Source organism: Psychrobacter sp. JB193, from assembly GCF_002285555.1.
In the GTDB taxonomy this organism is placed as follows: Bacteria; Pseudomonadota; Gammaproteobacteria; order Pseudomonadales; family Moraxellaceae; genus Psychrobacter; species Psychrobacter alimentarius.
On the sequence record NZ_NRGY01000003.1, the window covers coordinates 189,177 to 214,298 of the forward strand.

General features: G+C 42.7%; 27 protein-coding genes and 1 pseudogene. 12 read left to right on the forward strand and 16 right to left on the reverse strand.

From position 1 onward, the window contains the following. Nucleotides 1–145: 145 nt before the first annotated feature. A complete protein-coding gene (locus tag CIK80_RS14010; RefSeq protein ID WP_095570534.1) occupies nt 146–1,300 on the forward strand; it encodes a DEAD/DEAH box helicase in 1,155 nt (384 codons plus the stop codon). A 110-nt stretch (nt 1,301–1,410) separates the two neighbouring features. Here the strand turns inward: CIK80_RS14010 and CIK80_RS14015 are convergent, their stop codons facing one another. The 8 genes and pseudogenes from CIK80_RS14015 to ilvA all read right to left on the reverse strand — a co-directional run bounded on the left by CIK80_RS14015 (nt 1,411) and on the right by ilvA (nt 8,153). Continuing rightward, nucleotides 1,411–2,235 (reverse strand): sulfite exporter TauE/SafE family protein, encoded by an 825-nt coding sequence (locus CIK80_RS14015; protein WP_095570535.1) that lies wholly within the window; start codon nt 2,233–2,235, stop codon nt 1,411–1,413. A 97-nt stretch (nt 2,236–2,332) separates the two neighbouring features. After that, on the reverse strand, nt 2,333–2,626 hold the full coding sequence (gene ccoS, locus CIK80_RS14020) for a cbb3-type cytochrome oxidase assembly protein CcoS (RefSeq protein WP_095570536.1): 294 nt from the start codon (nt 2,624–2,626) through the stop codon (nt 2,333–2,335). A 115-nt stretch (nt 2,627–2,741) separates the two neighbouring features. Then, nucleotides 2,742–3,545: a YdcF family protein gene (locus CIK80_RS14025; RefSeq protein WP_062845928.1), complete on the reverse strand. Its 804-nt coding sequence runs from the start codon at nt 3,543–3,545 to the stop codon at nt 2,742–2,744. After that, nucleotides 3,535–4,680, reverse strand: a complete 1,146-nt coding sequence (gene murB / locus CIK80_RS14030; RefSeq protein WP_095570537.1) for a UDP-N-acetylmuramate dehydrogenase — start codon at nt 4,678–4,680, stop codon at nt 3,535–3,537. The genes CIK80_RS14025 and murB overlap by 11 nt, the downstream gene beginning before the upstream one ends. 92 nt (nt 4,681–4,772) lie before the next feature. After that, a complete protein-coding gene (locus CIK80_RS14035) occupies nt 4,773–5,270 on the reverse strand; it encodes a low molecular weight protein-tyrosine-phosphatase (protein WP_095570538.1) in 498 nt (165 codons plus the stop codon). 179 nt (nt 5,271–5,449) lie between these two features. Next, the gene (locus CIK80_RS14040; protein ID WP_095570539.1) at nt 5,450–5,872 is read right to left on the reverse strand and encodes a S4 domain-containing protein; all 423 of its coding nucleotides are present in this window, start codon (nt 5,870–5,872) and stop codon (nt 5,450–5,452) included. A 221-nt stretch (nt 5,873–6,093) separates the two neighbouring features. Next, nucleotides 6,094–6,231, reverse strand: a pseudogene (locus tag CIK80_RS15540) (excalibur calcium-binding domain-containing protein); the annotation flags it as partial. Nucleotides 6,232–6,599: 368 nt separating this feature from the next. After that, the gene (gene ilvA, locus CIK80_RS14050; RefSeq protein ID WP_062844687.1) at nt 6,600–8,153 is read right to left on the reverse strand and encodes a threonine ammonia-lyase, biosynthetic; all 1,554 of its coding nucleotides are present in this window, start codon (nt 8,151–8,153) and stop codon (nt 6,600–6,602) included. A 229-nt stretch (nt 8,154–8,382) separates the two neighbouring features. On the opposite strand from ilvA, the gene CIK80_RS14055 reads away from it, so the two are divergent. The 5 genes from CIK80_RS14055 (at nt 8,383) to rpiA (ending at nt 12,161) form a co-directional block, all read left to right on the forward strand. Then, nucleotides 8,383–8,727, forward strand: coding sequence for a winged helix-turn-helix domain-containing protein (locus CIK80_RS14055; protein WP_228139832.1), 345 nt, complete (start codon nt 8,383–8,385; stop codon nt 8,725–8,727). 55 nt (nt 8,728–8,782) lie between these two features. Further along, nucleotides 8,783–9,190, forward strand: coding sequence for an arsenate reductase (glutaredoxin) (arsC, locus tag CIK80_RS14060; RefSeq protein ID WP_095570643.1), 408 nt, complete (start codon nt 8,783–8,785; stop codon nt 9,188–9,190). After that, nucleotides 9,177–9,968 (forward strand): arsenical resistance protein ArsH, encoded by a 792-nt coding sequence (arsH, locus tag CIK80_RS14065; RefSeq protein ID WP_257011789.1) that lies wholly within the window; start codon nt 9,177–9,179, stop codon nt 9,966–9,968. The genes arsC and arsH overlap by 14 nt, the downstream gene beginning before the upstream one ends. Nucleotides 9,969–10,022: 54 nt before the next feature. Beyond that, nucleotides 10,023–11,333 (forward strand): arsenic transporter, encoded by a 1,311-nt coding sequence (locus CIK80_RS14070; RefSeq protein ID WP_062844685.1) that lies wholly within the window; start codon nt 10,023–10,025, stop codon nt 11,331–11,333. Nucleotides 11,334–11,501: 168 nt separating this feature from the next. Beyond that, nucleotides 11,502–12,161, forward strand: a complete 660-nt coding sequence (gene rpiA / locus CIK80_RS14075) for a ribose-5-phosphate isomerase RpiA (RefSeq protein WP_095570540.1) — start codon at nt 11,502–11,504, stop codon at nt 12,159–12,161. 119 nt (nt 12,162–12,280) lie between these two features. Here rpiA and argF read toward each other — a convergent pair whose 3' ends face one another. From argF to dnaB, 3 genes are all read right to left on the reverse strand, one after another. Continuing rightward, on the reverse strand, nt 12,281–13,201 hold the full coding sequence (gene argF, locus CIK80_RS14080) for an ornithine carbamoyltransferase (protein WP_062844683.1): 921 nt from the start codon (nt 13,199–13,201) through the stop codon (nt 12,281–12,283). A gap of 186 nt (nt 13,202–13,387) precedes the next feature. Then, nucleotides 13,388–14,497, reverse strand: coding sequence for an alanine racemase (alr, locus tag CIK80_RS14085; RefSeq protein ID WP_095570541.1), 1,110 nt, complete (start codon nt 14,495–14,497; stop codon nt 13,388–13,390). Between the two features lie 189 nt (nt 14,498–14,686). Continuing rightward, complete coding sequence (gene dnaB, locus CIK80_RS14090) at nt 14,687–16,090, reverse strand: replicative DNA helicase (RefSeq protein ID WP_062844681.1); 1,404 nt, start codon at nt 16,088–16,090, stop codon at nt 14,687–14,689. Nucleotides 16,091–16,375: 285 nt separating this feature from the next. Here dnaB and pdxA point away from each other — a divergent pair, with 285 nt between their 5' ends. Next, nucleotides 16,376–17,485: a 4-hydroxythreonine-4-phosphate dehydrogenase PdxA gene (gene pdxA, locus CIK80_RS14095; RefSeq protein ID WP_095570645.1), complete on the forward strand. Its 1,110-nt coding sequence runs from the start codon at nt 16,376–16,378 to the stop codon at nt 17,483–17,485. Nucleotides 17,486–17,758: 273 nt separating this feature from the next. Here the strand turns inward: pdxA and CIK80_RS14100 are convergent, their stop codons facing one another. The 3 genes from CIK80_RS14100 to CIK80_RS14110 all read right to left on the reverse strand — a co-directional run bounded on the left by CIK80_RS14100 (nt 17,759) and on the right by CIK80_RS14110 (nt 19,606). Next, nucleotides 17,759–18,283 carry a PaaI family thioesterase gene (locus CIK80_RS14100; RefSeq protein ID WP_095570542.1) on the reverse strand — a complete coding sequence of 175 codons (525 nt, stop codon included), beginning with the start codon at nt 18,281–18,283 and terminating at the stop codon, nt 17,759–17,761. 74 nt (nt 18,284–18,357) lie between these two features. Beyond that, nucleotides 18,358–18,753, reverse strand: a complete 396-nt coding sequence (locus tag CIK80_RS14105) for a hypothetical protein (RefSeq protein ID WP_095570543.1) — start codon at nt 18,751–18,753, stop codon at nt 18,358–18,360. Continuing rightward, nucleotides 18,728–19,606, reverse strand: coding sequence for an alpha/beta fold hydrolase (locus CIK80_RS14110; RefSeq protein ID WP_095570544.1), 879 nt, complete (start codon nt 19,604–19,606; stop codon nt 18,728–18,730). The genes CIK80_RS14105 and CIK80_RS14110 overlap by 26 nt, the downstream gene beginning before the upstream one ends. Nucleotides 19,607–19,692: 86 nt before the next feature. On the opposite strand from CIK80_RS14110, the gene CIK80_RS14115 reads away from it, so the two are divergent. The 4 genes from CIK80_RS14115 (at nt 19,693) to CIK80_RS14130 (ending at nt 22,374) form a co-directional block, all read left to right on the forward strand. Continuing rightward, complete coding sequence (locus CIK80_RS14115; protein WP_095570545.1) at nt 19,693–20,058, forward strand: MerR family transcriptional regulator; 366 nt, start codon at nt 19,693–19,695, stop codon at nt 20,056–20,058. 301 nt (nt 20,059–20,359) lie between these two features. Next, nucleotides 20,360–20,884, forward strand: a complete 525-nt coding sequence (locus tag CIK80_RS14120) for a TIGR00645 family protein (RefSeq protein WP_011512374.1) — start codon at nt 20,360–20,362, stop codon at nt 20,882–20,884. A 59-nt stretch (nt 20,885–20,943) separates the two neighbouring features. Next, nucleotides 20,944–21,867: a DUF808 domain-containing protein gene (locus CIK80_RS14125; protein ID WP_095570546.1), complete on the forward strand. Its 924-nt coding sequence runs from the start codon at nt 20,944–20,946 to the stop codon at nt 21,865–21,867. 63 nt (nt 21,868–21,930) lie between these two features. Beyond that, nucleotides 21,931–22,374: an MgtC/SapB family protein gene (locus tag CIK80_RS14130; RefSeq protein WP_095570547.1), complete on the forward strand. Its 444-nt coding sequence runs from the start codon at nt 21,931–21,933 to the stop codon at nt 22,372–22,374. A gap of 192 nt (nt 22,375–22,566) precedes the next feature. Here CIK80_RS14130 and CIK80_RS14135 read toward each other — a convergent pair whose 3' ends face one another. Together CIK80_RS14135 and CIK80_RS14140 are read right to left on the reverse strand one after the other, a co-directional pair. Further along, on the reverse strand, nt 22,567–23,556 hold the full coding sequence (locus CIK80_RS14135) for a zinc-dependent alcohol dehydrogenase family protein (RefSeq protein ID WP_095570548.1): 990 nt from the start codon (nt 23,554–23,556) through the stop codon (nt 22,567–22,569). Between the two features lie 138 nt (nt 23,557–23,694). Continuing rightward, complete coding sequence (locus CIK80_RS14140) at nt 23,695–24,441, reverse strand: NAD(P)-binding domain-containing protein (protein WP_095570549.1); 747 nt, start codon at nt 24,439–24,441, stop codon at nt 23,695–23,697. Between the two features lie 101 nt (nt 24,442–24,542). On the opposite strand from CIK80_RS14140, the gene CIK80_RS14145 reads away from it, so the two are divergent. Further along, on the forward strand, nt 24,543–24,926 hold the full coding sequence (locus CIK80_RS14145; RefSeq protein WP_095570550.1) for a helix-turn-helix domain-containing protein: 384 nt from the start codon (nt 24,543–24,545) through the stop codon (nt 24,924–24,926). The last annotated feature ends 196 nt before the right edge of the window (nt 24,927–25,122 follow it).

Genomic DNA, 25,122 nt, shown 5'->3' on the forward strand with positions numbered 1-25,122 from the left:
CTTTTTTTATGCTCCTATGTTTGTCAATGATGTGCAGATCAAATGGCGTTTTCATCATTGTTCCTGTTGCACAGTAAGACAACCGATTATTCAACACCTATTTATAATCAATAATAAGTAGCCATTCATTTAAAAGGACATTTTTTTGAGTAATTTTACGACCTTTACTGACTTGCCACTGTCAGCTGCAACGTTACGTGCCATCAATGACTTGGGGTTTACGGCATTGACCCCTATTCAGGCAAAAATACTGCCTCATACTTTGGCAAACCAAGATGCTATTGGGCAGGCACAGACGGGTACTGGTAAGACGGCAACGTTTTTATTGACTATTATGGAAGCACTACTTAAGCGTCCTTTTGATAGCGATGAAGAACGCTACTTAGGAGAGCCACGTGCCGTGGTCATGGCACCCACTCGTGAACTTGCTCAGCAAATATTTGAAGATTGTCTTGCCTTGACTAAGTACACATCACTTCATAGTGTGTGCATCATGGGTGGAACCAATTATGAAAATCAGCAGCATGAGCTTGATCGTCAATATGTTGATATTCTAGTAGCAACGCCTGGCCGTCTCATTGATCTTGCCAATAAAGGCATGGTTTTTTTAGATCGTGTGGAAGTGCTGGTATTAGATGAAGCCGATCGCATGCTTGACATGGGCTTTATCCCAGATATCAAACGCCTAGTAGGCCGAATGCCAGCTAATACGGATCGTCAAAGTTTATTATTTTCGGCGACTTTCAACCAAGACGTGATGAATTTAGCTTACCGCTGGTTACATGAACCCCAGTTTGTTGAGATTGAACCTGAGCACAAAACCAGTGAGTTGGTCGATCAGCATTTTTACTTATTAACGGAAGATCAAAAGCTAACAGCGTTGCAGCGCATTATTAATGATGCTACGGTAGAAAAAGTGATTATCTTTGCCAATCGCAAAGATCAAGTCAAACGTCTTTATCATAAGCTGCGCCAAGCCCATAAAATTGTCATGTTATCGGGTGACGTCATTCAACAAAAACGTGAAAAATATCTACAGCGTTTTAAAGATGGTCATGCCTCAGTTTTAGTGGCGACGGACGTAGCAGGTCGCGGTATTCATGTCGATGATATCAGTCATGTGATCAATTATACTTTGCCTGACCAACCAGATGATTATGTGCATCGCATTGGACGTACTGGTCGCGCTGGACAAAAAGGCATTAGTATCAGCTTTGTGAGTGAAGATGATGCTTTTAATATACCAGCGTTAGAAGATCACTTAGAGACTAAGTTTGCGCTTGAGCAGTGGCAAGAGTAATTTTTATAAAATAACGGTACTCAATAAAAAAGTTCCTACTATCAGAAGCGAGAGTAGGAACTTTTTTATTATTCATAGAAAAAATTGGCGTTATAGACACTTTCTAAAAATCAATGAGCATGATGCATCGTCTCAGTGTCATCACTCATATCATGCATGCTATGATCTATCTCTGGGTTCATATCGTGATTCATTTGACTCATATCAGAATGGCTACTGTGATCCATAGTTGTATGGCTGCCACCGTGACTGTGTCCACCATGCATACTAGACATGACGATGGGCGTAAATACAACTGCTAAGCCAGATATCACTAGCACAGCACCATTGAGTTGTCTTAAACGGAAACGTCCAATTTTATCACGCAACCAGCCAACGGTTTCATGAGTGGCTACAAGCATCGGTACTGTTCCCAAACCGAAAACAAACATGAGTGCCGCACCGCTTATAGGATTATGAGCAACCACAGCGATAAGTAATGCACCATATACCAAACCACAAGGTAAAAATCCCCAAAGCAGACCCGCAGTCAAAGCACGTGGAAAGGTGTTTAATGGGAATACTTTTTGACGAAGGGGGCTTAGGTACTGCCAAAAACGCATACCAAACCGTTCAAGTTTATTCAAAAACGGCGCACCAAGCATGGTGACGCCAACAAAGGCCAGTACTAAGCCCAATAAAATACGTGGCAGATTGTTACCAGTCATCAATGGCTCTAGCACAGTCGTACCAATAAAGCCTGCGATCAAACCTAAAAATGCATAACTGCCCAAACGCCCAATATGATAAGTGGCAACCAGCGCACGACGTTTGGCTGGGCTTGAATCTTTCATCGATAACCCGAATGCGGTTACAAGACCGCCGCACATACCTAGGCAATGCGGAGAGCCAAAAAACCCCATGAGTAACGCGGCAACAAGTAAAGCTGTGGTCATAGAGGGCATCTCCTAAAAAAGAAAACCTAATAATGTCTTTGAGAGTTAGTCAAAAAGTATGATAAGTAGCTCAATGAAAGAGGGGGACAGATTACAGTCAAAGTTTTGATATTTTTTCTTTATCAGCGTGATCGGCGAGTTCTGTACCGGTTCTGTCTGATTCTGGGTTATTGATGTTCGTCACAGTCAGCTCGCTCTTCTGGGAAGTAGGCTCTACATGCGTATGAGCTTGCATGGTTTGCCTGCGCTCTTGGCGGTCGTCCAAGATGATACGTTGTGAGGCGTTGTCCAAATCTTCGAACTGATTTGACTTGACGGCATATCGTACGGCCCAAATGGCAACCACAAACAGCATGAGACTTAATGGAATTAGTAAAAATATACTGAGCATGGTAACTCTCTTAAATAGCGGTTTCCCTGATCATTATACACCCATTGTCAGTGTGGTGATGAATGTGAGGCAAATGAGTATCATAAAATATGCTTTTGTAGACCAACGTTTGCCACTATTCAGCCGTTGTCTTTTCAGCATCACCTCTTGGCGTTAGCAACTGTTGTGAAGTCACGTCTCTAGCCTGACGGCAATCTACCTGCGGTCGTATCACATCACGCAAATAGGCGGCAACTTCATAAACAGCACGTCTTGAATGGCTCAGGTTTTGTGCAGGTTTCATCCAATCACGATTGACAGGCAAAGGAGCACTAAGCGGCGTACTATTGATACCATTTAAAGCAAATTGTCTACGTGCGCGTGCCATATGGTAGCTATCGGTAATGAGGTACACATGATGCAGAGGAATACGTTTGGCAGTAAAGCGCGCGTTTTCGCAAGTATTCATACTGGCATTTTCGCTAATCAGTCCATCGATGCCATGCTCAATAAGCCATTGACCGAGCCATGGTGCTTCAGCACCGCTCAACACAATCGGCAAAGGCAAGTCATGGTAGGCGCTAGCAGCCGTACGAGCACGATTGAGACTGTAGTTATTGAGGATGATTTGATTGTTATTATTATTGGTTAATCCTCCTCCCAATACTACGTAAGCAGTCGGTGGCGAAGTCATCGCCATGCCAGACACTTTAGGTAACGGTAGCAGAGTAAATAGATAAACAATCGTTTGAGAAAACAACGGTGTGAATAAACTGATAATCACTAAAATAACCGTCGTTGAACCAAGCACAAAAGTAATATTGATAATACGAAACAGCTTCATCATACGTTCAGCTGAACGCAAATAATACCGCCACAATCTTTTAGATAACGGTTGCTCAGATGACCGTCTTTTGGATCTTGACGATTTACGCCACATACTCATCATATCCAACTGAGCCATCCGTATTTACCCAAACTGGCTCACGTGATAATTGAATGGCAAATTTTTCAAAAACAACCGTGGCGATATATTTTTGAGAGGTTGCCACGTCATATTGGGTTGCTTGATAAGGCGTATGATTAGTCAGTACTAAGGCTTGATGTTGATGAGTAACGATGGGTGCAATGCCGCCACCTTTTAATCCTGCTTGCTCAATAAGCCATCCTGCTGCAACTTTGACCATGTCATCAGGCATGGGGTAGCCAACGATAGTAGGGTAGGTGGTTTGTAATTGGGTGAATTGCTTTTGAGGTATGATAGGGTTTTGGAAAAAGCTACCGCAATTCGGTAGGTGTTTAGGGTCGGGCAGTTTTTGCTGACGGATATCTATGATAGCCTGCATCACATCTACAGGAGTCACTTGCGTACGGTCTTGCTGCTCAGCATAGCGCTGTGCAACTGTTTTTACATCTCCATAACTGGCTAAGACTTTGTTGACATCAGTATGCAATCTAAACCCAACGCAACTGATTAACCACGTATTGGGTGCACGTTTAAAGATACTATCACGATAGCCGAACTCGCAATCAGCTGTGCTTAACTGATGCCATGTTTTGGTTGGTAAATGATAAGCGCGTACATACTCTAAGCAATCTTCTAGCTGAACACCATAAGCACCGATATTCTGTACAGGAGCCGCTCCAGTAAGACCAGGTATCAGTGCAAGATTTTCAAGTCCATACCAGCCTTGGCTTACCGTATGTACCACCAAGTCATGCCAGTTTTCGCCTGCCATGACCTCAATGTCTACGTACTCATCGATTTGCGCTACCAAAGTAATACCGCGCATTTTCGGCTGTAAGACGATTGCGTCTAGCTGCGCTGGCAATAAGACATTGCTGCCACCAGAAAGTACAAATAATGACTTTTGACTTATAATGTCTTCATAACTTGCCATAAAAACGTCAAGCTGCGATTCATCTGTTAATTCTACGACCGACCCAGCTGCACAAGCCAATGCCATTGTATTACTATGCGATAAATCCACCGATGACTCAGAAAGTAATCTGTTTGGAAAATCAATGTCTATGGTAGGCTGAGCGCTACTATCGAGATGTAAAGTTGAGGTCATAACAGAGCCTATGTGGCGAATAAATGGCAAACTATGCGGCACTTATTATAAAGGATACAAAACATAAAAGGCGCATAAATTAATACTCAAGCCTAGCAAGCTTTCCAACTCTCAATCCAAGCTTGAGCACTTGACTCAATACGTTCAATTACTTCTTCGAAGTCATCGTTATCGCCTTTATAAGGGTCTGGAACATCGTCACCGCTATATGTAGGATCTTCTTCACTAAACAAAGCAAGCTTAGCCAAATCATCTTCTGAACCTTCCAAACGCTCTTTCATGGCTTGTAAATCAGCTAAGTTTTGCGCATCCATTGCCAAAATTAAATCAAAATTTCGAAAGTCATCATCACTTACTTGGCGCGCAACCAATTTATTTATTTTATAACCGTGCGACTTTGCATGTCGTTGTGAGCGCTCGTCAGGTGCAGAGCCTACATGACCATCACTTGTGCCTGCTGAATCTACTTTAATCGATAAGCCAGCAATGGCTGCTTGCTGACGAAAAATCTCCTCAGCAGTGGGAGACCGGCAAATACTTCCTAAGCAAACCAACAGTACCGACGATGGCGTACAAGTTTTTAGCAGCATAATATGACCTTTCATAACAAAAAAAACATGCCATAAGAAACCCACGTAACGTATGTGGCCCTTATTAACATGCAATCGATTAAAAACAGCTATCAGCGTAACGCGTAATGCCTTGAATGGCAAGGGCAGAGGCTGAACAATAGGGTCATCTGATAGCGTGATGTAAGGTTTTGATGGTTTTAATCTTGCTTACTTTTAAACCGTTGAATGTCACGGCGCTCTTTTTTATTGGGTTTATTGTCGGGCCTGGCAAGGTTGGCAAGTTTGCGCTGCTCGGCATAATAAGCGCGGCGCGTTTCACTTTCCTCAGTCTCTGAATATAAGACTTGAGCCGCATCGGCATTACCACGTTGGGCAGATAGCGCCTCAACGATGACGGTTTTTTCAGTCATCGCAGTAGCTGAACCTTGACGAATCGTTAATTCATCACCGACCGCAATCTCTTTACTGGTTTTCACCCGGCTACCACCATAGTGCACCCGTCCACTTTCGATGGCCTGTTTAGCAAGCGTACGCGTCCGATAAAAACGTGCTGCCCAAAGCCATTTATCAAGACGAATTCTAGCAAGTGATTGATTTTTATCATCAATGTTGTTTTTCATAATAGTTACTCTGTATTGATTTCTATCTCTATTTAAAACAAGACAATACTAATAATATTAGGGCGAATTTCGTATTTGCAAATGGATCTTGTCATTGAGCATAGTAAAGTTTGCATGATCATTGAAATAAAAAAAGACGTGGAAGAGGACCTTATTAAGACGATCTCTCCTTCTGTATTCTGACAAAAAGGGTACGTTTTTAGTAGGTGCAATATGGAAAACTAGTTACACCATTGCTGCTCACAAGGCACACCGTCATGGTTACCATCCATTTTGGTATTGGGACAGTTATTACTAAAATAGGTGGCTTCTGCGCAAGAGGTCATCTGCGAGCAATGTTGTCTGCCATCACACGTAAAGCTTGGTGCAGCTGGTTTTGTACTTAATACTGGCTCTGCTATTGGGACTGATGCTGTAGATGGGTCAGAATCAACGTACGTTGGTGGTATGTCGTTAAAATCGGTAGATGGAGAATTAGTGGCAGTTGGTATATCGATTACAGCATCAACTGTAGACCCACTTATGGATGTTTTAGGTTGAAGGGTCTTATAAGCTAAGAGCGCTAAAGTTAATAAAACTATGACCATTATTATGTTTTTCATAACTGCCCAATATCAATATGTCTAATATAAATGAGAGAGGGCTAAAAACTAGTACTCTCTATCAATTCATCAAAGTCAGTTCTTTAATCCATTAAAAAACTGACTTGCTAGATGATCGTTTGTACTTATTTCAAAAACAGCTGATATCCGATATTGTCATTTAGCATGGTACAGTCATAACCAATATCGAGTAGGGCATCTTGTAGTTGGCGCGAGTTGCTTTCAGTGGCTTGCAAGCCGACCAAAACGCGCCCTTCAGCAGCGCCATGATTGCGATAATGAAACAAGGTGATATTAAAGTCATCGCCCAATTTTTCTAAGAACGTCAGCAAAGCGCCCGGACGCTCTGGAAACTCTACTTTTAGCAGCTGTTCGTTTTCGATATGAGCATGACCACCAATCAAATGACGGATATGCGATTTGGCAATATCATCATCTGTTAAGTCATGAGCTTCATAGCCGTCAACTGCCAATTGATTACTAATGGTTTGTCGTTCTTTTTCGCCTTCTTTTAAGGCAATACCGACAAAGATTGCTGCTGGCTCCATAGAATCAGGTGATTTTTTGCTATTAGCACGGTAATTAAACTCAGTAATGTTGCGTCCATGTAGACTGCGGCAGAAGTTCAAGAAAGCACCCGTTTGCTCAGGAATGGCCACGCCAAAAATGGCTTCTTTTTTCTCGCCAATTTCGGTACGCTCAGCGATATAACGCAAACGATCGAAGTTCATATTGGCACCGCAGACGATGCCAACGCAGTTTTTGCCTTGTAGATTGTTCGCTTTGATATATTTTTTCATGCCAGCCACAGACAAGGCACCAGCAGGTTCGACAATGCTACGGTTTTCTTCAAAAATGTCTTTGACGGCGGCGCAAACTTCATCATTGGTACAGGTAACGACTTCAGGCTCGACCACAGGACCTGAGCGATCACTTTTTTGCATACGTACCACGTCAAAAGGTAGCTCGCCTATCTGCGCGACTGCGACGCCATCTACAAATAATCCGACTTGCTCAAGCTTAACGCGCTCACCTGTTTCAAGTGCTGCCTTCAAGCAGGCAGATTGATCCGCTTCTACCGCAATGACTTTAACATGCGGCGCGACTTCCCCTAAAAATGCAGCAACCCCTGAGATTAGACCGCCACCGCCTACCGCTACAAAGACATAATCCATATTACGCCACTGCTGAGTCAGCTCTAAACCAATAGTGCCTTGTCCGGCAATAACCAGCTCATCGTCATAGGGCGGGATAAAAGTAAGACCTTCGCGCTCGGCACGCTCAATTGCGTAACGATTGGCTTGATCGAAACTATCGCCATGTAAATCGACATTACCGCCCAGTGCTTTCACCGCATCTACTTTGATGTCTGGCGTGGTGGTTGGCATGACGATGATGTTATTAAGCGATAACTTGCGGGCAGAATAGGCGACCCCTTGCGCGTGGTTGCCAGCCGAGGCGCAAATCACACCACGTGCTTTTTGCTCGTCGCTCAATTGGCTAATACGGTTATAGGCGCCGCGCAATTTGAAGGATTTTACGGGTTGCAAGTCTTCACGTTTGAAGCGAATATCGTTGGCAAAACGTTGAGTCAACTTGGGTGCCGCTTCAAGTGGTGTTTGAATAGCAACGTCATAGACGGTGGCTTGCAAAATGGCTCTTACCCAACGTGACAGCATAGTAATTCCTAAACAAAATGTAGATGAATATAAGAAGTATGAATGAATATAAAAAATGAAATAGATTAGCCTATGCTGATTTTGATTGTCTTGCAAGACACAATTGCATTTTTTGCTATGATTGACGGCTTTAGGAATGAACCAGTAAAAATTAGCGGCGCAACTTAATAAAATTCTTCATCAAACGCTTGACGTCTTTTCATATGTCTGTATTATTGGACATATGGAAATGACTACTGCTATCGCCAGCTTTGCTGCGCTCTCTCAAGACACTCGTTTAAAAGCCTTTCGGTTACTTGTTAATCAAGAGCCGAGTGGCTTACCTGCGGGTGAAATAGCCCGTCAATTGGACGTGCCTCACAATACTATGTCAACGCATTTATCTGTGCTGGCACGAGCTGGATGGGTCGTCTCAAAAAGACACAGCCGGCAGATAGTGTATCGTGCTTCTTTATCGCATATGGAAGCGGTCGTTCAGTTTTTATTGCAAGACTGCTGTGCAGGACATCCGGAATTGTGTGCATCGCTTGTCAGTAGCTTGAGTGGGTGCGAAGTGGTTAAAGCAGACCATTAAGATGATTACTGACATATATTTTGATAAATACACCTACAAACCAGATGAGGTTGCTATGAAGCCATTGATTTTTCATAATCCTAACTGCGGTACTTCACGTAATACCTTAGCTATTATCAAAGCCTCAGGTGAGGAGCCAGAAGTGGTGGAGTACCTAAAAACACCACCAACGCGTGACTACTTGGTTGAGCTTTTGGCAAAAATGAACCTTTCTCCGCGCGAGCTGCTACGTAGCAAGGAGCCAATCTGTAAGGAGCTGGGTTTAGATAATGCTAGTGTCTCTGATGATCAGTTGATTGATGCCATGATTGCTCATCCTATTTTAATCAATCGTCCTATTGTGGTTACGGATAAAGGCGCGGCATTGTGCCGCCCTTCAGAGCGAGTGTTTGGTCTATTGGATACGCCAGTGAGTAGTTTTATTAAAGAGGATGGAGAGGTTATTCATCATGCACAACCTTAATAACCAAGCAGAAAAAGCAAACCTTGGATCGGCTGATTTAGAGTCGATAGAGTTAGATAGCATCAATTTTGACGAGTTGCCCAATATTGATCCAAATCACATACAACCGATTGATATTGAATCTTTGCTTGGTGCAAGTGATCCGCGTCATCCACCCAAGATATTAGTATTGTATGGGTCTTTACGCACACGCTCATTTTCTAAACTGGCAGCCGAAGAAGCCAGTCGTTTATTGCGTTGGTATGGCTGTGAGGTCAAAATGTTTGACCCATCAGGTTTACCATTGCCAGATGATGCAGATGCCGAGCATCCCAAAGTGCAAGAATTACGAGAGCTGGCACAGTGGTCAGAAGGCATGCTTTGGGTCAGTCCAGAACGTCACGGCAGTATGACCAGCATTATGAAAGCACAGATTGATTGGATACCTTTGTCACTTGGTGGCGTACGCCCGACCCAAGGAAAAACGCTGGCAGTGATGCAAGTGAGTGGTGGCAGTCAAAGTTTTAACACGGTCAATCAGCTACGGATTCTCGGTCGTTGGATGCGCATGATTACGATCCCTAATCAGTCCTCTATCCCAAAAGCCTTTTTAGAATTTAACGATGACAATCGCATGGATATGTCTCCTTTATATTTGCGCCTCGTCGATGTTTGCGAAGAATTGGTGAAGTTTACTTGGCTCACACGTGGGCGCTCAGAGTATCTAACGGATCGCTATTCAGAACGCGTAGAAAGTGCTGAGGAACTCTCACGCCGCGTGAATCAAAAATCAATTTAACCTCATTACTAAATTAATGGTTCTAAATTGAGTCTACTTAAATAAGGCTGTTCAATGCTTGCACTCATTATTTTTATTGTGACTTTGGTTTTGGTGATTTGGCAGCCTAAAGGGTTGGGCATTGGTTGGAGTGCATTAGGCGGAGCGTTGATTGCCTTGGCTTTTGGGGTGGTGCAATGGTCTGATGTGAGCGTGGTTTGGGATATTGTCTGGGATGCGACCTTTACCTTTGTAGCACTTATCATTATCTCGCTTATCTTAGATAAGGCAGGGTTTTTTGGGTGGGCAGCGCTGCATGTGGCAAGATTGGGCAATGGGCAAGGGCGTTTGCTATTTCCTATGATTGTTATCTTGGGTGCGTTTATATCGGCATTTTTTGCCAATGACGGTGCCGCGTTACTCTTGACACCGATTGTTATCGCTATTCTACTACGTTTGAATTTTTCACCACCCTCTGCACTGGCTTTTATCATCGCGACGGGCTTTATTGCCGATACAGCAAGTCTGCCACTGGTGACGTCTAATTTGGTCAATATTGTCAGTGCCAATTATTTTGATATTGGTTTTGGGCGTTATGCAGCGGTTATGGTGCCCGTCAATATCGTCTCTGTGATAGCAACATTAGCAGTGTTGTGGATTGCATATTATCGCCATATTCCAACGCATTATTCAATTGCCAATCTGAGCAAGCCTGAATCCGCTATCGAAGATCCTTTAGTGTTCAAAGCCGCTTTCCCATTGCTGGCATTATTATTGATGGCTTATTTTGCAACTGAGTCATTGGGATTACATATCTCACTCGTCACTGGCGCGGCGGCCTTACTCCTGATGGCAATTGCAAGTCGCTTTTGGCAAGGTGGTCGCGGGGCAGTGGTGTCCGTGCGTGATGTTGTGCGTAATGCACCTTGGCAAATTGTACTGTTTTCGATCGGCATGTATTTGGTTGTTTATGGCTTAGGAAATGCAGGACTCACCGATTATGGCGCTCAAATTTTAAGTTGGCTGGGGCAGCAGGGCGCAATGACAGCAACATTAGGCACAGGATTTTTGTCTGCCATTGTGGCGTCTATTATGAATAATATGCCATCCACACTGGTTGGCGCATTGGCCATTGATAGCGCACAAGTACCGGCAGCGACTCGAGAGTTGATGATATATGCCAATGTGATTGGTAATGATTTGGGGCCAAAATTCACACCCATCGGTAGTCTGGCGACTTTATTATGGTTGCATGTATTGGCAGAAAAAGATTATAAGATCAGCTGGGGCCAGTATATGAAAATTGGACTACTTATCACGCCGCCTGTACTATTAGCGACGTTACTGGCTTTGGTCTTTTGGTTGCCTTATTTGTCAAATGTTTAAACTTAATCCAAAAAAACAGTATGAGCTGAAACTGTGGTCGGTTTAAAATTTAGAAAAAGGATTACGCTGACATTCAATAAAGTCATCGGTTATAATAGCCGCGCATTTTATCTCTTTTAGCTTTCTACTTCTTTTAAGACGATACGTTTATTTTACCAAGGATTTATAATGAGTGATCAGCAAGCACAAAAACAAGCCGCAGCCAAGGCTGCTCTAAGTTACATTGAAGACAATATGATACTTGGGGTAGGAACAGGTAGTACGGTCAACTGTTTGATTGAGCTGTTGCCGACGCTAAAGCTTGCCGGAGCTGTTGCAAGCTCGCAGGTAACGGAAGACAAATTACGTGCGCTTGGTATAGAAATCGTAGATTTAAACTTTGCGGGTACGCTTGATGTTTATATTGATGGCGCTGATGAAGTCAATGAGCATCTGCAACTGATAAAGGGCGGCGGCGGTGCGCTCACTCGCGAAAAAATTGTTGCGGCGGCTTCAAATAAGTTTGTATGCATGGTTGATGCGAGCAAAAGTGTCGAAACACTAGGCCGCGCGTTTCCGGTACCGATTGAAGTACTACCACAAGCACGCTCTTATGTGGCGCGCCAGTTGGCTAAATTGGGCGGTGAGCCGGTCTACCGTGAAGACTTTGTCACTGACTATGGCAATGTTATTCTTGATACGTATGATTTAGACGTCAGAGATCCAGTAGCGCTTGAAAAAGCGTTGAACAATATCGTTGGTGTCGTCTGTAACGGTATTTTTGCTGCTAACCAAGCAGATGTGCTGCTAAAAGCTAGTAGTAACGGGGTTGAGACACTAATCCGTTAAACACTGCTCCGTTAATTGAGCGTTAACGCTTGGATAAATACAAAAAAGGCAGACCACTATCAAGGTGATCTGCCTTTTTTATATGCATTATTTTATAAACGATTCGCGCAGAGGCTTTATTAAGACAGTTTGATTTTGTCTTTTAATAAAAACTCCATCAAGGCTTTTTGCGCATGTAAGCGGTTTTCTGCCTCGTCCCACACCACTGAACGAGGGTCATCAAGCATATCGTGAGAAATCTCTTCACCACGATGTGCAGGCAAGCAATGCATAAACACCACTTCAGGATCAGCTTTATCTAATAATGAAGGCGTCACTTGATATGGTGCAAAACGGCGGGCACGGGTGTTTTGTTCAGATTCTTGTCCCATACTCGCCCATACATCGGTGACGATTAAGTGAGAATCTTTTGCCGCATCTTGTACGTTTTCGACCAAGCTCACACAATGAGAGAAGCGTTCCATCAGTTTTGGATCTGGCTCAAAGCCATAGGGCGCAGCCACTCGTAGCTCAAAGCCAAACTGATTGGCGGCTTGCATAAAGGACGAGCACATATTGTTGCCATCACCGACCCATGTCACGATTTTGTTTTCGATACTTCCACGATGCTCATAGTAAGTCTGCATGTCAGCAAGCAACTGGCAAGGATGAAACTCATCAGTCAGCGCATTGATGATAGGCACACTAGAGTATTCAGCAAAGGTTTCGACCTTTTCGTGACCAAAGGTACGAATCATGATGATATCGACCATACTGGAGATGACACGGGCTGAATCTTCTAATGGCTCACCGCGCCCAAGTTGGGTATCGTTTGGCGATAAAAAGATAGCATTACCGCCAAATTGACCCATACCAGTCTCAAAAGATATGCGCGTACGGGTAGAAGATTTCTCAAAAATCATACCAAGCGTACGACCAACAAAGGGCTGATATATCTCGCCCGCATGTTGCATCTTACGCAGTTCGCTCGCGCGTTTGATCAGGGTTTCTAGTTCTTGTTTGGTTAAATCAGATAAGGTCAAAAAATGGCGCAAACTCATAGTAATCCTAGCAGTCGATCGCAGTCAGTGAAACGTTATCAGTCTTCAATAGCATCGCATTAATGCATATGCTGGGGTGACAACAAACTTTTAGTATAGCGTAATTACTTCCAATGTAAATGTTCAATTTACGCTGAATGATAAGTCACTTAAGTAGACCATTCATTTGTCATTTTCTTGCGACCATTATGCTTGTATGCGTCTTGGTCGCATTGTTACACGGCACAATAACTCATAGCTGATGGTGTCAGCATGTACGGCTACTTCATCAATGTGCGGCGCATCTCCCCACAGCAATACCTGACTATCTAACAGATGGGCGTCCTCTGGTACAGTGCTGACATCAATGACGATCATGTCCATGGCCACACGTCCAATCACGGCGCACCGGTAGCTTTGGTTATTTGTATTATCAATAACAGACACATAAGCATCGTCACTGACCACACGTGGATACCCATCTCCATAGCCCACGCTTACTAGCGCTGTTCTAGTATCTTGCTGTGCCACCCAGCGACTACCATAACCTATTGCATCACTGGCATTGACAGTTTGCAGCGCTATGATTTGGGCACTAAAACTCATAGCAGGTTGTAAGTCTAATTCTTGCGCGCTTTTATCAATTATGGGTGAGCTGCCATATAAGATGATACCCGGACGTACCCAATCATGATGATGCTCTGAAAAATTGACGGTACCAGCTGAGTTGCACAATGAGCCTTTAATATCAGCACTAATGCTCTCTCGTAAAGCATTTAGAACATCGGTAAAACGCTGTATTTGTAACGCATTTAGCGGATGGTCGCGGTTATCAGCATTGGCAAAATGCGTGGTCAATATCAGCTGGTATCCTGCTTCATGCAGACGCTTAGCTGCTGCCATAACCCTTTCGGCATTGAAACCTAAGCGGTTCATGCCAGTATTGTATTTTAGCCATACCACTCGGGTTGCGCTTGCGACTGGTGGGACATTGTCCAATGCCCACGTCAGTTGCGGCACATGATGAATCACGCAGCTGATGTCATGTTCAATCGCCTGCTGCCACTCATCGGCGGTAAACGCCCCTTCTACCAAACCAATAGTTTTGTTCCAGCCCAATTGTCTCGCTTCTAACGCCTCGGTAAAGGTAGCAACGCCAATACCATCTGCTCGCGTTAACGCTGGTAGTACTGCTGCCACTCCGTGACCATAGGCATTGGATTTAACCATTGCAAGGACTTTGGATTGTGGCGCCAGTTTTTTGACCTGATTGAGGTTGTGAGTAATGGCTTTTGGTTTGATGGTAATGGTACGCATAATCGCCTTCTTTATTAGCAAAATGTCGAAATTAGCAGAGCTATGGAATGATAGTAGGAAAGCATAAAGCCAGTGGCGCATCAATCATGTTGATGCACCACTGGCTGTGTTTATAACTTATGTTTTATAGATGTTCTTGGCTACAATCAGACGAGAGTGTTGCCGCTAACTAGGTATATATTGAGAATATTATTCATCATTCTCAAAACTAACGCCTTGATAATACTCTGGTGTCAGATTGATGAAGCGCGTGAATTGCCCCTCAAAACCCAATCGCACGGTACCAATCGGGCCGTTACGCTGTTTACCAATGATGATTTCAGCCACCCCTTTGTGGTCGGAGTTCTCATTATAAACCTCATCACGATAGATGAACATAATCAAATCGGCATCCTGCTCAATCGCACCAGATTCTCGCAGATCCGACATGATAGGGCGTTTATTCGGACGGTTTTCTAGACTACGGTTAAGCTGAGATAGGGCAATAACGGGACATTCAAGCTCACGTGCCAGCGCTTTTAAACTACGAGAAATCTCAGAGATCTCGCCCACACGGTTGCCGTCTAGACTTGGTACTTTCATCAACTGTAGATAATCGACGACGATAGCGCCCAAACGTCCATCATGGTTTTTGGCGATACGTCGGCAGCGAGAGCGCATCTCAGATGGCGGCAGTGCCGTACTATCATCAATGTATAAATGCTTAGATTGCAGATGTTGAATGGCATTCATCATTTTTGCCCATTCATCCTCGTTCATTTGCCCAGAGCGCAGATGCGTCTGGTTAATCGCCCCCCATGAGGACAGCAAACGCATGACGATGGATTCGGCTGGCATTTCCATCGAAAATACCACGACCGGCAGATCTTCATTGAATAAAACACCTTCTGCTAAGTTCATGGCGAAAGTGGTTTTACCCATAGAAGGACGGGCAGCCACAATGATCAAATCACCTGCTTGCAAACCTTGTGTTTTGTTGTTCAACTCGACAAATGGCGTTTGTAGACCAATCATGCCATCAGGATTTGATTTTAGCTCTTGTATTTTATCAATAACGTTGGTCAGTACAGAGGTGATCCCAACAGGCCCACGCTGCTCAGCACGTTTGTTGTGCTGCTCATTAATGCTAAATATCTTGCCCTCAACACTGTCTAAAATATCGCTGACGGTTTGATCTTTTGGGTTATAAGCAAGCGTTAGCATCTCATTGCCCGTAGTAATGAGCTGGCGTAGTGTTGATAGCTCACGTACACGCTGAGCATAAGCGGTCAGGTTAAACAACGTCGCAGGACTTTGGCTCAAAATATCTGCCAAATAACTGTCACCGCCAGCACCTTTTAAGAGCTTCTGTGCTTCTAACCAGTCATGCACCATGACCGTATCATAAGGTTCATTGACGGCTGCAAGGTGAGCAATGGCATCGAAAATATACTGATGTCGCCCTGCATAAAAGTCATCTTTGGTGACGATATCGGCAATCTTGTCGTACGCCTCTTCAATACTCATCAAAGACGCAAGTAATGCCTTTTCGATATCGATATTATGTGGCGGTGTTTGATTGAGTAGTTCGTCGGTTTTTTCGGTGTCTGCCATGAGTGCCTAATGTGTTAAAAGTCGGTATAAAACAGGTTTGTGACTAGAATGGGTCGATAATAGCGCACAACCCACAAGTTTGATTACTACAACAGAAGTATCAAAATGGAGTCTCAGCATGCCTGAGTAAATGCTACAATCAGAAGCGAAATTCTATCACATTATAAACATCTTGATGGTTCTGATGACAAAATTCTCTGGATTTGGTGTCGTCAAATAATGGCTCAAAGCAGTAGACATAACAATGATATTACGACTAAAAATACAATAAAATCGGTGACTTATATGAAAAAAACACACAATGATAATCAGGAAAAACGACCGCTCTTGTTGACCACAGGTGAACCTGCTGGTATTGGTATGGATATTGTGTTGCTACTGGCAGCTGAAAATAAGTTGCAAGATTTTTTGCGTCCAATATGGGTCACTGCTGATGCGAACGCCATGGAAAAGCGTGCGGACGCGCTTATCGCTGCTGGTGTGCTCAAAATCTGTCCTACTTGGCAAACCTTTGATATAGATGATTTAGAAGAGGAGGCTTTAACAAAGCAGATATCGCAACAAAGCATTGATACTGACCAGGCTTTTGTGCTATTGAATATACCTTGTGCCGCGCCTGTAACGTCTGGGCAAATTAATATTGATAACTCAGCGATGGTGGCAAAACAATTAGAGATTGCGCATAAGCTTGCGACAAATCAAACTGTGGCGGCAATTGTCACAGGACCATTACAAAAATCAGCGTTGATAGATGCGGGTATCAAACTGCCGGATGGCACGATGTTTAGCGGTCATACCGAGTTTTTTATGCAGCAAAGCGGCTGTAAAAAAGTGGTCATGATGCTGGCCAATCAAGCCATGAAAGTCGCACTTGTGACTACCCATTTACCGCTCAAAGACATTCCTGTTGCTATCACTGCAGAAAACGTACGCCAAACGGTACAAATTGTCATCGATGACTTGCATGAAAAATTTGGCTTGACGCAGCCACGCATTTTGGTCTGCGGTCTCAATCCACATGCAGGCGAGGGCGGTCATCTGGGGAGTGAGGAGATTGAAATTATCAATCCTGTGCTACGTGAGTTTATCAATGCTGGCGTAGATATATCAGAGGCAATGCCTGCTGATACCTTATTTACGTCCAGACACTTGGCAAACTGTGATGCAGTGATTGCTATGTATCATGATCAAGGATTGCCTGTACTCAAGTCGCATGGATTTGGCGATACGGTCAATCTAACCTTAGGTCTGCCTTATATCCGCACCTCGGTCGATCACGGCACGGCGCTTGACTTGGCAGGACATGGCGGTGCGAGTGCCACCAGCTTATACCAAGCATTAATAATGGCAAATGAGATGGCAGACAGGTCACTTACTAATAGACCTTTTACATAAGTTGGTGCCTTAGCAAGGTATATTTCGCAGGATTAGACAATACTGGTATCAGCAATACCTATTTATAAATTATCAAACGTGACCTAGTATAAATGGTTCCATTATACCAGTCTGTTTTAAGTAGTCTATTAATAGGTTTGAAGGGGCGAAATGTCTAGTTCCCTTGGGGTATACCCATATAACATCCATTATATTCTTAGCGTTTTTCTTTGATTTAGAAGCTATTAGACTTAAGACTGTCAAATAAGCTCTATTGACTATTAAAAATTTTGTCTAAACATCAAGAATGATGCAGGTTGTGGTGGCATGAGCATATAATTTGCCATCAGGCCCTACAATTTTGCCTTCAGCAGTCGCTGTTCTTCGACCAGCATGAATGACTTTACCTTCAGCCCGTACTAAAGGTGTTGCCACTGTCAAAGCTCGCACCATGTTTACTTTTATCTCTAACGTTGTATAGGTTTTTCCTGCTGGTAAGAGAGTATGTACAGCACAACCAACAGCAGAATCTAAAAGCGTACAAAACCAGCCACCGTGGACTGTACCCAGTGGATTGTAATGATGACGCTTTGGACGCCCTTGAAAAACGGCAATACCTTTTTCCATATAGATAGGAGTGTAGTCAAGTGTCAGACCAATAGGAGGATGAGGTAGCTCTCCTGCAAACATAGCATTAAAAATATCCATACCGCTGCGAGTGGTTAAGTCTGATAGTGGAATAACATCAGCGTCACCTAGCTTTTCTCTAATACGTGCTTCTTCTGCTTCCCACGTTGCTATTGTTTCTTCAACATTCATTTTTAATTCCTTAAAACGATAAATACGAGATTAGGTCATTCTTATAAAGACCAAAGTTTCATTTATTAGTGCTCTTAATGTCTGCCTTCATTTTTAAAATACATCGTTACATAGCCGATTAACCAAAAGGCACAAATTGCTTGAAACCAGATAAGACTGTGCATGGCAACGGTCATAATATTATCAGTCTCAACGTTGTAGTGTAGTAATGACAATAAACCCATCAAGGCGTACAAATAAAGCCACCAACGCCCCTTGTTCATTTGGCTTTTGACAGCCACGATCAAGCCATAGATACCGATTGGTGTCATGACGAACCAAAAAGCATCTACCAGATGAGGGGATAACCAGTCAGGCTCAGGATAGTGCTCAAAATGAATCACATTATGGACATAGTGCAAAATGCTCGAAAACACATTAAGTAATACAATGAAAATTAAGGTTTTATATTGTTTGTAGCGATTTATCATGATGTACCTTGTTGATCGTGTCTAAAATATCTTGCCAAATATGAGTGTTTTTACTTCTAAAGTAGCCAAAATGCCCAACTGATTGGCCTGACCCCTTACCAATGCTATAGCGTTTAAAAGTAATAGGTTGATCGCTAGTCACATTTTTCCAAAAATTATGCAGGTTGCGTTCAGTACAAATTTCATCATCATCGGCAGTGAAGACGAAGGTTGGCACATTGAAATTTTTATAAGTACCAAGAGGAATGGTTTTCCCATAGAACTTATCTGAAAAAAACAGCTCCTTTTCTTGGCACCAAGCCCCCCATTCATCTGTAAAACCAGCAGGCAAATCTTCCATAAGTCTTAGGTTTTTAGCGGGTACATAATTAAAAATTTTATTACTAAGTGGCGCCAAAAAACGGAAAAAGAAATTGGCTTTAAGGCGATAACGAGGTGGCATATAGCTAAAATATCCCGCTGAAACAGCTACTGCGATTAGAGCATCCAATTGATCAGCGTTATAAGCAAGACCCACTTGTTGGCCTCCAGTGCTATGACCTACGCAATACAAGGGTAAATCATTGAATAGGCGCTTGGCTGTATCGATAACAGCAGGAATGTCGTACCGTCCGATATCAGAATACTGATGATGACAATCCTTTAGATGATTTATTTTAGAGTCGCAAAACCCTCTATAGTTCCAAAGAATGACATGAAAACCATGCTCTCTTAAGTATTTAGCAAACGGCAAATAATAAGAAGTTTTAGTAGCGGTTCCTGGATTTATTAGAACAACGGCCTTAGGGTTATTCGCTTTATAGAGGGTTGCACGCAGCTCGACGTTGTCGTCCGTCAGAATATTTATATCCATAAAAGAACCTACTTGTTGTTAATTAACGCCTACTATAAACTATGGACATTACTCCACAGTCAAGCGTTAATTGAGGGTGCTCGATAATGAATATAAAAGAATTAACTGAAACAGTCGGACTAAGCAGAGATACGATCCGTTTTTACGAAAGGGAAGGATTAATTTCGTCACCATCTAGAAAATCTAATGGTTATAGAGATTACGATAACAGGATTGTGGAACAGCTCAATATGATTATTATGGCGAAGGAGTTAGGTTTCACCTTAAAAGAGATTAGAGAGCTAACAGAGCTATTGTATTCAAACAACCTGACGCAATCACAAATGGGTGAAAAGCTTCTAGAAAAAAACAAACAGCTAGAAATTAAAATTTCAGAACTGTCTAAGATGAAAACGTTAATCGATAATGCATTAAAAGGTATGTGTGAATATAAGGATAAGTTGGCGCTTTGAAGCTTTTCCTAAAAACTGTGTAACTGCTTATAATCCAATAGCAGGAGAATAAGCAATGACTACTCAATCTGACATTAAAAAACTGGCTGAGCAAATGGCCAGCAGCATGAGCAGCTTAAAAGTTTGAGAAAAAGGTGTGTTATTTAATCCTTATCTACTACAGCCCCTATCTTAGAATATCGTTAATAACAGGTTATGCCAAATAATTGGTATAACCTTTTTTCTAACATGCATTGCTTTTTATTACCTAATAATAGACATTATATTCAAACATTTATATTGCCAACAACAAGAGACACAAATGCTGAAGAAAGCTGAACAAAGATTAGAAAAAACCATATTTAATAGTCGTTGGCTGCTAGCCCCGTTCTATTTGGGATTGGTGCTCGGTATCATTTTATTATTTATTAAGTTTTTTCAAGAGCTGTGGCATATGACGACTCATGTGTTCAGTGCATCTGAAGCCGATGTCATCGTTGGTACGTTGGCGCTTATCGACATGTCATTGGTCGCAAGTTTATTGCTTATCATCATATTTAGTGGTTATGAGATTTTTGTCTCAAAAATTGATACCGGAGATCATGAGGATCGTCCTGAATGGATGGGGAAAATCAATTTCTCTGGGCTGAAACTCAAAGTGATTGGTGCCATCGTTGCCATTTCTGCGATTGATCTTCTTAAATCATTTATGGATATACCTAAAGAGATGAGCGAAGGTGATGCTGATAGATTGATGTGGAAAGTGATTATCCATATGACGTTTGTACTGTCAGGCCTGTTATTTGCTTTGATGGATAAGATTGTCGGTGATACCAAAAAACATTAGAAAGATTTTAATAAAAAACCTATCAATTAATTTATATAAATAGACGCAAAGGAGCACACATGGCAGGAGCCAGTTTATTAACCTTGCTTGACGACATCAGTGTTATACTAGACGATGTGTCAATCATGACCAAGGTTGCCGTTAAAAAAACGGCAGGAGTATTGGGTGATGATTTGGCCCTTAATGCTGAGCAAGTTTCAGGCGTTAAAGCCGACCGTGAGCTACCAGTAGTTTGGGCCGTCGCCAAAGGCTCATTCGTTAACAAGCTTATATTAGTACCATTAGCGTTGCTGATTAGTGCCATCTATCCCCCATTAGTCACCTTTTTATTGATGTGCGGAGGTGTCTATTTGGCTTATGAGGGTGCTGAAAAAATCATTCATAAGTTTTGGCCACATCTCTTACCTCACAATGAAGAACAAATAGCTCGTCTACGTGCCAATGCTGATGAGACGGTTGATCTGGTTGCTTTTGAAAAGGACAAAATCAAAGGTGCGGTGCGCACAGACTTTATTCTATCGGCTGAAATTATCGTAATTGCACTCGGCTCAGCAGTTGGAGCGACGCTTTTAGAGAAGAGCGTGATGCTGTCTATTATTGCTATTGGCATTACAGTAGGCGTTTATGGCTTAGTAGCGGGTATCGTTAAAATGGATGATTTAGGTCTTTACCTAATGAAACAGACGAACGGTGCAAAGCAGAAAATAGGTGGGATTTTATTGTCTGCGGCACCAAAGCTGATGAAGTTTCTATCGATTGCTGGGACATTAGCTATGTTTCTAGTGGGCGGCGGTATCTTAGTGCACGGGATCAGTTTTTTGCATCATGAAGTGGAAGACTTAGCGCACCTAACTGGCATATTTGAAAGTGTGACAACCATGCTTTTAAATGCTTTGGTAGGTTTAGTAGTCGGTGTTATTGTCGTGGCTATTGTTACCATGATTGGTAAGTTACGCAGTAATAAGTCATCTTCGACGCATTAAAAATAACGATGATCACCCTTGTTCATTTAACCTTTAACCTTCTTTTAAAGAGTGCAGTAAGCCATGTTTGAATTTGATTTAAACTTAAAATTAATGTTATATCATTTGATTCAATTAGCAATTGCTTTCGTGCTTTCCCTACCGATTGCGCTTAATCGTGAGATGAAAGATAAGGGTGCAGGACTCAGAACCTTCCCATTAGTCAGTATTGCATCTTGTGCTTTCATGCTAGTGGCTGTCGATATCTATCATGGAGGTGCAGCAGAACCCGAAGCGAGAATCATGTACGCTATTATTACGGGCATGGGTTTCATCGGTGGGGGTGCGATTTTTAAAGGTGATAATACGGTAAAAGGCACTGCGACAGCTGCAAGTTTATGGAATACCGCTGCTATCGGCATCTCTGTTGCTTATGGACGTTATGAGATAGCGATTATATTATCAGTTGTTAATTTCTTAATTCTACAATTCTCAGAACCTTTCAAAGTAAAAGATAATCTTGAATAATTATTATTCGTCCCGGTTTGTATACTCAACCTTACATTTTGAAAGTTACATTGCTATGTACACTGATTTTATCTAAATAGATTTAGAGTACTAATAGCAATATCTCACAGCCTAAGGTTCAAGTCCTCACTAGGGAACCGAACCAGTGAAAGCACCTGACTAGTTCCCTTGAGGTATGCCTCTAGAAATTTCCTATAGCGTCACAACAATTTTGCCAACCTGTGTGTTGGATTCCATATAGCTGTGAGCTTCCGCCATCTCTTCAAAAGCGAATGCCCGATTAATAATAGGACGCAGCTCGCCATTGGCAAGGCCATGATTGATGAAATTCTTTGCCTGTTCCAGCTTGTCCAGATCGCCAGTAATTTCAAAAAGCTCATAGCCACGCAGCGTTAAGTGCTTGCTCAATATATCCATGACCGGAACGGGAATATCGCGGTTATCCAGTGCACCGTACTGAAAGAAGATTCCTTGCATGGACAGCGTTTGAAGAATTTTCCCAGCATCGGGACCTCCCACAGGATCGAACGCCATGCGTGCACCTTTGCCGTCAGTGAGCGCCATTACCTCGCTAATCAGATCTTGCTCTTGCGTTGCAATTACGTGCACAGCTCCAGCGTCAAGTAATGCCTGTCTTTTCTTGCTGCTGCGCGTCAAGGCTATCGGTGTAGCACCAACCATATTCGCAATCTGGATTGCGGCTAGTCCCACGCTGCTTGAGGCTGCCCCGATCAGTACGGTTTCGCCCGCTTCAAGCTTGCCAAATTCGATCAAGGCGCCGTAGGCAGTAACAAACATCATCCACGTTGCCGCAGCCTCAATAAAGGACAGATTTTCTGGATGCTTAACCACCGCATGCGCGGGCGCATTAACCAACTCGCCATAAAGACCGTAGTCAGCAAACGAAAAAGCGGGCACCACACTGACTGTATCGCCAACCACAAATTCGGTCACGTCCGGCCCGACGGCCTCAACAATACCAGCGGCTTCATAGCCCAAAACAGCGGGAAACTGTGGCTCAATTACGTACTGTCCAGTTCGATACATAATTTCAGCACGATTAATACCAAGGGCTTTCACACGTATCTGAACCTCTTTGGCTTTGGGAGCAGCAACGTCGACATTATCGATTTGAAGAACGTCAGGACCGCCAGTTTGGTGAAAACGAATGATTTTGGACATAAGATTTGTTCCTATTGATAAATGGAAATAATTATTGGGTTACAATTTGGGAATTAGGTACACGCCATAATAGGCATTGTGTTCAGGCAATATTCGATCTCTGATAAAGCATTTAGCTTCTGTCCATAGAGTAATATTTTACATAAATAGTGCACGACTTAAACGTACAGCATAGTCAGCATCAGGGTTTGTCTTACTATCGCCCATCCGCTCAGAGATAGCTTCGACAGATATATCTCTTCTTTTAGGGAGGCGATTCTTTTCAGCCATTGAAAGTGCAGAACCAAGCTCTTCATAAGTCAAGTCAGTACAATAAGATGGTGAGCCAGGCTGTTGTCTCCACGATTCTGCAAGCTTACCAGAGTATTTTGCATCGAATCCTGTTTGTTGAATAAGCATCATTCCGATCTCTTTATGTTCCTTATTATCAGCAGCAATAGGGATAGCAATGCGATCAATGCTATTAACGGGAGATAATTTTTCGGCGAAAGAATGGGAACCAATAGCATTCCATGCCTTGATTACTGGTCTTCCTAATATCTCTGTTACCCACAAACTTTCAACTTGACCCTCATCAATACTTTCTATTCGATCATCTCGAAGAGGATAGTAATTTGACGTATCGACAACGATTGTTTTAGCTGGAAGTTTTCTAATGAGAGGTGCGATATCTGGAATCCGTATTAGTGGGATCGACAATATAACGACATCGGCATCTTCTAATGCTTCCTCAGTCGTTGCAGGCTGCGCTCCATTTATCAGCAAATCAGCTTCAATAGATTGTGGACCTCGTGAATTGGCTACTTTTACTTGATAACCCGCTTCACTTAATCTTATTACTAATGTTTTTCCAATATGACCGGTGCCAATAATTCCAATTTTCATAGATAAACGCCTTACTATTGATTTACTAATTAAGATATACTCTAACCTTCAAAATAACAAGAACCTACTAAAAGGTATGGTACACACCAAAAGGTAAGTATATGAGTGAACGAGATTGGCACTGTGAAGATCCGAAACAACAGCTTATTTGGGCTGCGGCAACGAGTGAGACACTTAGAGTCCTAGAAGGGAAATGGAAAATGGTGATTATCTGTCAACTGTTTGCAGCAAAATGCCCCCTACGGTTCTCTGAGCTTGAGCGACGTATAGATGACATAAATCAGAAAATGCTTATCCAACAACTTAAGCAACTTGAGAAAGATGGTATTGTAGAGCGAACGGTTTACCCGCAAGTGCCACCTAAGGTTGAGTATCATTTGACTAAAATGGGCATTGCTTTAGGGCCGTCAATGGAGGCATTAATTGATTGGGCATTCTTACGACGTGAACAACTTATTCAAGAAGACAAAAAAGAAAGGAGTTAACGTATAAAGGTACATTATGGTAAATGATTTAAAAACAAAAATCTGCTATGTCGGTTGCGCTAAATTGTGGATGGTTTATAGATAAAATGTCTCGAAAATACGCCCCAATTATGAGCTGTGGTATAATTCGACATTATAAAATAGCACCTTATTGCTACAGCGCTATTGCCCATTTATCCTTTATACATTAAGACTC

What these genes read in the sequence shown, in the direction of transcription:
- CIK80_RS14015 (WP_095570535.1), bottom strand. Translation starts at nt 2,235, where the DNA reads ATGACCACAGCTTTACTTGTTGCCGCGTTACTCATGGGGTTTTTTGGC.
- ccoS (WP_095570536.1), bottom strand. Translation starts at nt 2,626, where the DNA reads ATGCTCAGTATATTTTTACTAATTCCATTAAGTCTCATGCTGTTTGTG.
- CIK80_RS14025 (WP_062845928.1), bottom strand. Translation starts at nt 3,545, where the DNA reads ATGTGGCGTAAATCGTCAAGATCCAAAAGACGGTCATCTGAGCAACCG.
- murB (WP_095570537.1), bottom strand. Translation starts at nt 4,680, where the DNA reads ATGACCTCAACTTTACATCTCGATAGTAGCGCTCAGCCTACCATAGAC.
- CIK80_RS14035 (WP_095570538.1), bottom strand. Translation starts at nt 5,270, where the DNA reads ATGCTGCTAAAAACTTGTACGCCATCGTCGGTACTGTTGGTTTGCTTA.
- CIK80_RS14040 (WP_095570539.1), bottom strand. Translation starts at nt 5,872, where the DNA reads ATGAAAAACAACATTGATGATAAAAATCAATCACTTGCTAGAATTCGT.
- ilvA (WP_062844687.1), bottom strand. Translation starts at nt 8,153, where the DNA reads ATGCTGTCACGTTGGGTAAGAGCCATTTTGCAAGCCACCGTCTATGAC.
- CIK80_RS14055 (WP_228139832.1), top strand. Translation starts at nt 8,383, where the DNA reads ATGACTACTGCTATCGCCAGCTTTGCTGCGCTCTCTCAAGACACTCGT.
- arsC (WP_095570643.1), top strand. Translation starts at nt 8,783, where the DNA reads ATGAAGCCATTGATTTTTCATAATCCTAACTGCGGTACTTCACGTAAT.
- arsH (WP_257011789.1), top strand. Translation starts at nt 9,177, where the DNA reads ATGCACAACCTTAATAACCAAGCAGAAAAAGCAAACCTTGGATCGGCT.
- CIK80_RS14070 (WP_062844685.1), top strand. Translation starts at nt 10,023, where the DNA reads ATGCTTGCACTCATTATTTTTATTGTGACTTTGGTTTTGGTGATTTGG.
- rpiA (WP_095570540.1), top strand. Translation starts at nt 11,502, where the DNA reads ATGAGTGATCAGCAAGCACAAAAACAAGCCGCAGCCAAGGCTGCTCTA.
- argF (WP_062844683.1), bottom strand. Translation starts at nt 13,201, where the DNA reads ATGAGTTTGCGCCATTTTTTGACCTTATCTGATTTAACCAAACAAGAA.
- alr (WP_095570541.1), bottom strand. Translation starts at nt 14,497, where the DNA reads ATGCGTACCATTACCATCAAACCAAAAGCCATTACTCACAACCTCAAT.
- dnaB (WP_062844681.1), bottom strand. Translation starts at nt 16,090, where the DNA reads ATGGCAGACACCGAAAAAACCGACGAACTACTCAATCAAACACCGCCA.
- pdxA (WP_095570645.1), top strand. Translation starts at nt 16,376, where the DNA reads ATGAAAAAAACACACAATGATAATCAGGAAAAACGACCGCTCTTGTTG.
- CIK80_RS14100 (WP_095570542.1), bottom strand. Translation starts at nt 18,283, where the DNA reads ATGAATGTTGAAGAAACAATAGCAACGTGGGAAGCAGAAGAAGCACGT.
- CIK80_RS14105 (WP_095570543.1), bottom strand. Translation starts at nt 18,753, where the DNA reads ATGATAAATCGCTACAAACAATATAAAACCTTAATTTTCATTGTATTA.
- CIK80_RS14110 (WP_095570544.1), bottom strand. Translation starts at nt 19,606, where the DNA reads ATGGATATAAATATTCTGACGGACGACAACGTCGAGCTGCGTGCAACC.
- CIK80_RS14115 (WP_095570545.1), top strand. Translation starts at nt 19,693, where the DNA reads ATGAATATAAAAGAATTAACTGAAACAGTCGGACTAAGCAGAGATACG.
- CIK80_RS14120 (WP_011512374.1), top strand. Translation starts at nt 20,360, where the DNA reads ATGCTGAAGAAAGCTGAACAAAGATTAGAAAAAACCATATTTAATAGT.
- CIK80_RS14125 (WP_095570546.1), top strand. Translation starts at nt 20,944, where the DNA reads ATGGCAGGAGCCAGTTTATTAACCTTGCTTGACGACATCAGTGTTATA.
- CIK80_RS14130 (WP_095570547.1), top strand. Translation starts at nt 21,931, where the DNA reads ATGTTTGAATTTGATTTAAACTTAAAATTAATGTTATATCATTTGATT.
- CIK80_RS14135 (WP_095570548.1), bottom strand. Translation starts at nt 23,556, where the DNA reads ATGTCCAAAATCATTCGTTTTCACCAAACTGGCGGTCCTGACGTTCTT.
- CIK80_RS14140 (WP_095570549.1), bottom strand. Translation starts at nt 24,441, where the DNA reads ATGAAAATTGGAATTATTGGCACCGGTCATATTGGAAAAACATTAGTA.
- CIK80_RS14145 (WP_095570550.1), top strand. Translation starts at nt 24,543, where the DNA reads ATGAGTGAACGAGATTGGCACTGTGAAGATCCGAAACAACAGCTTATT.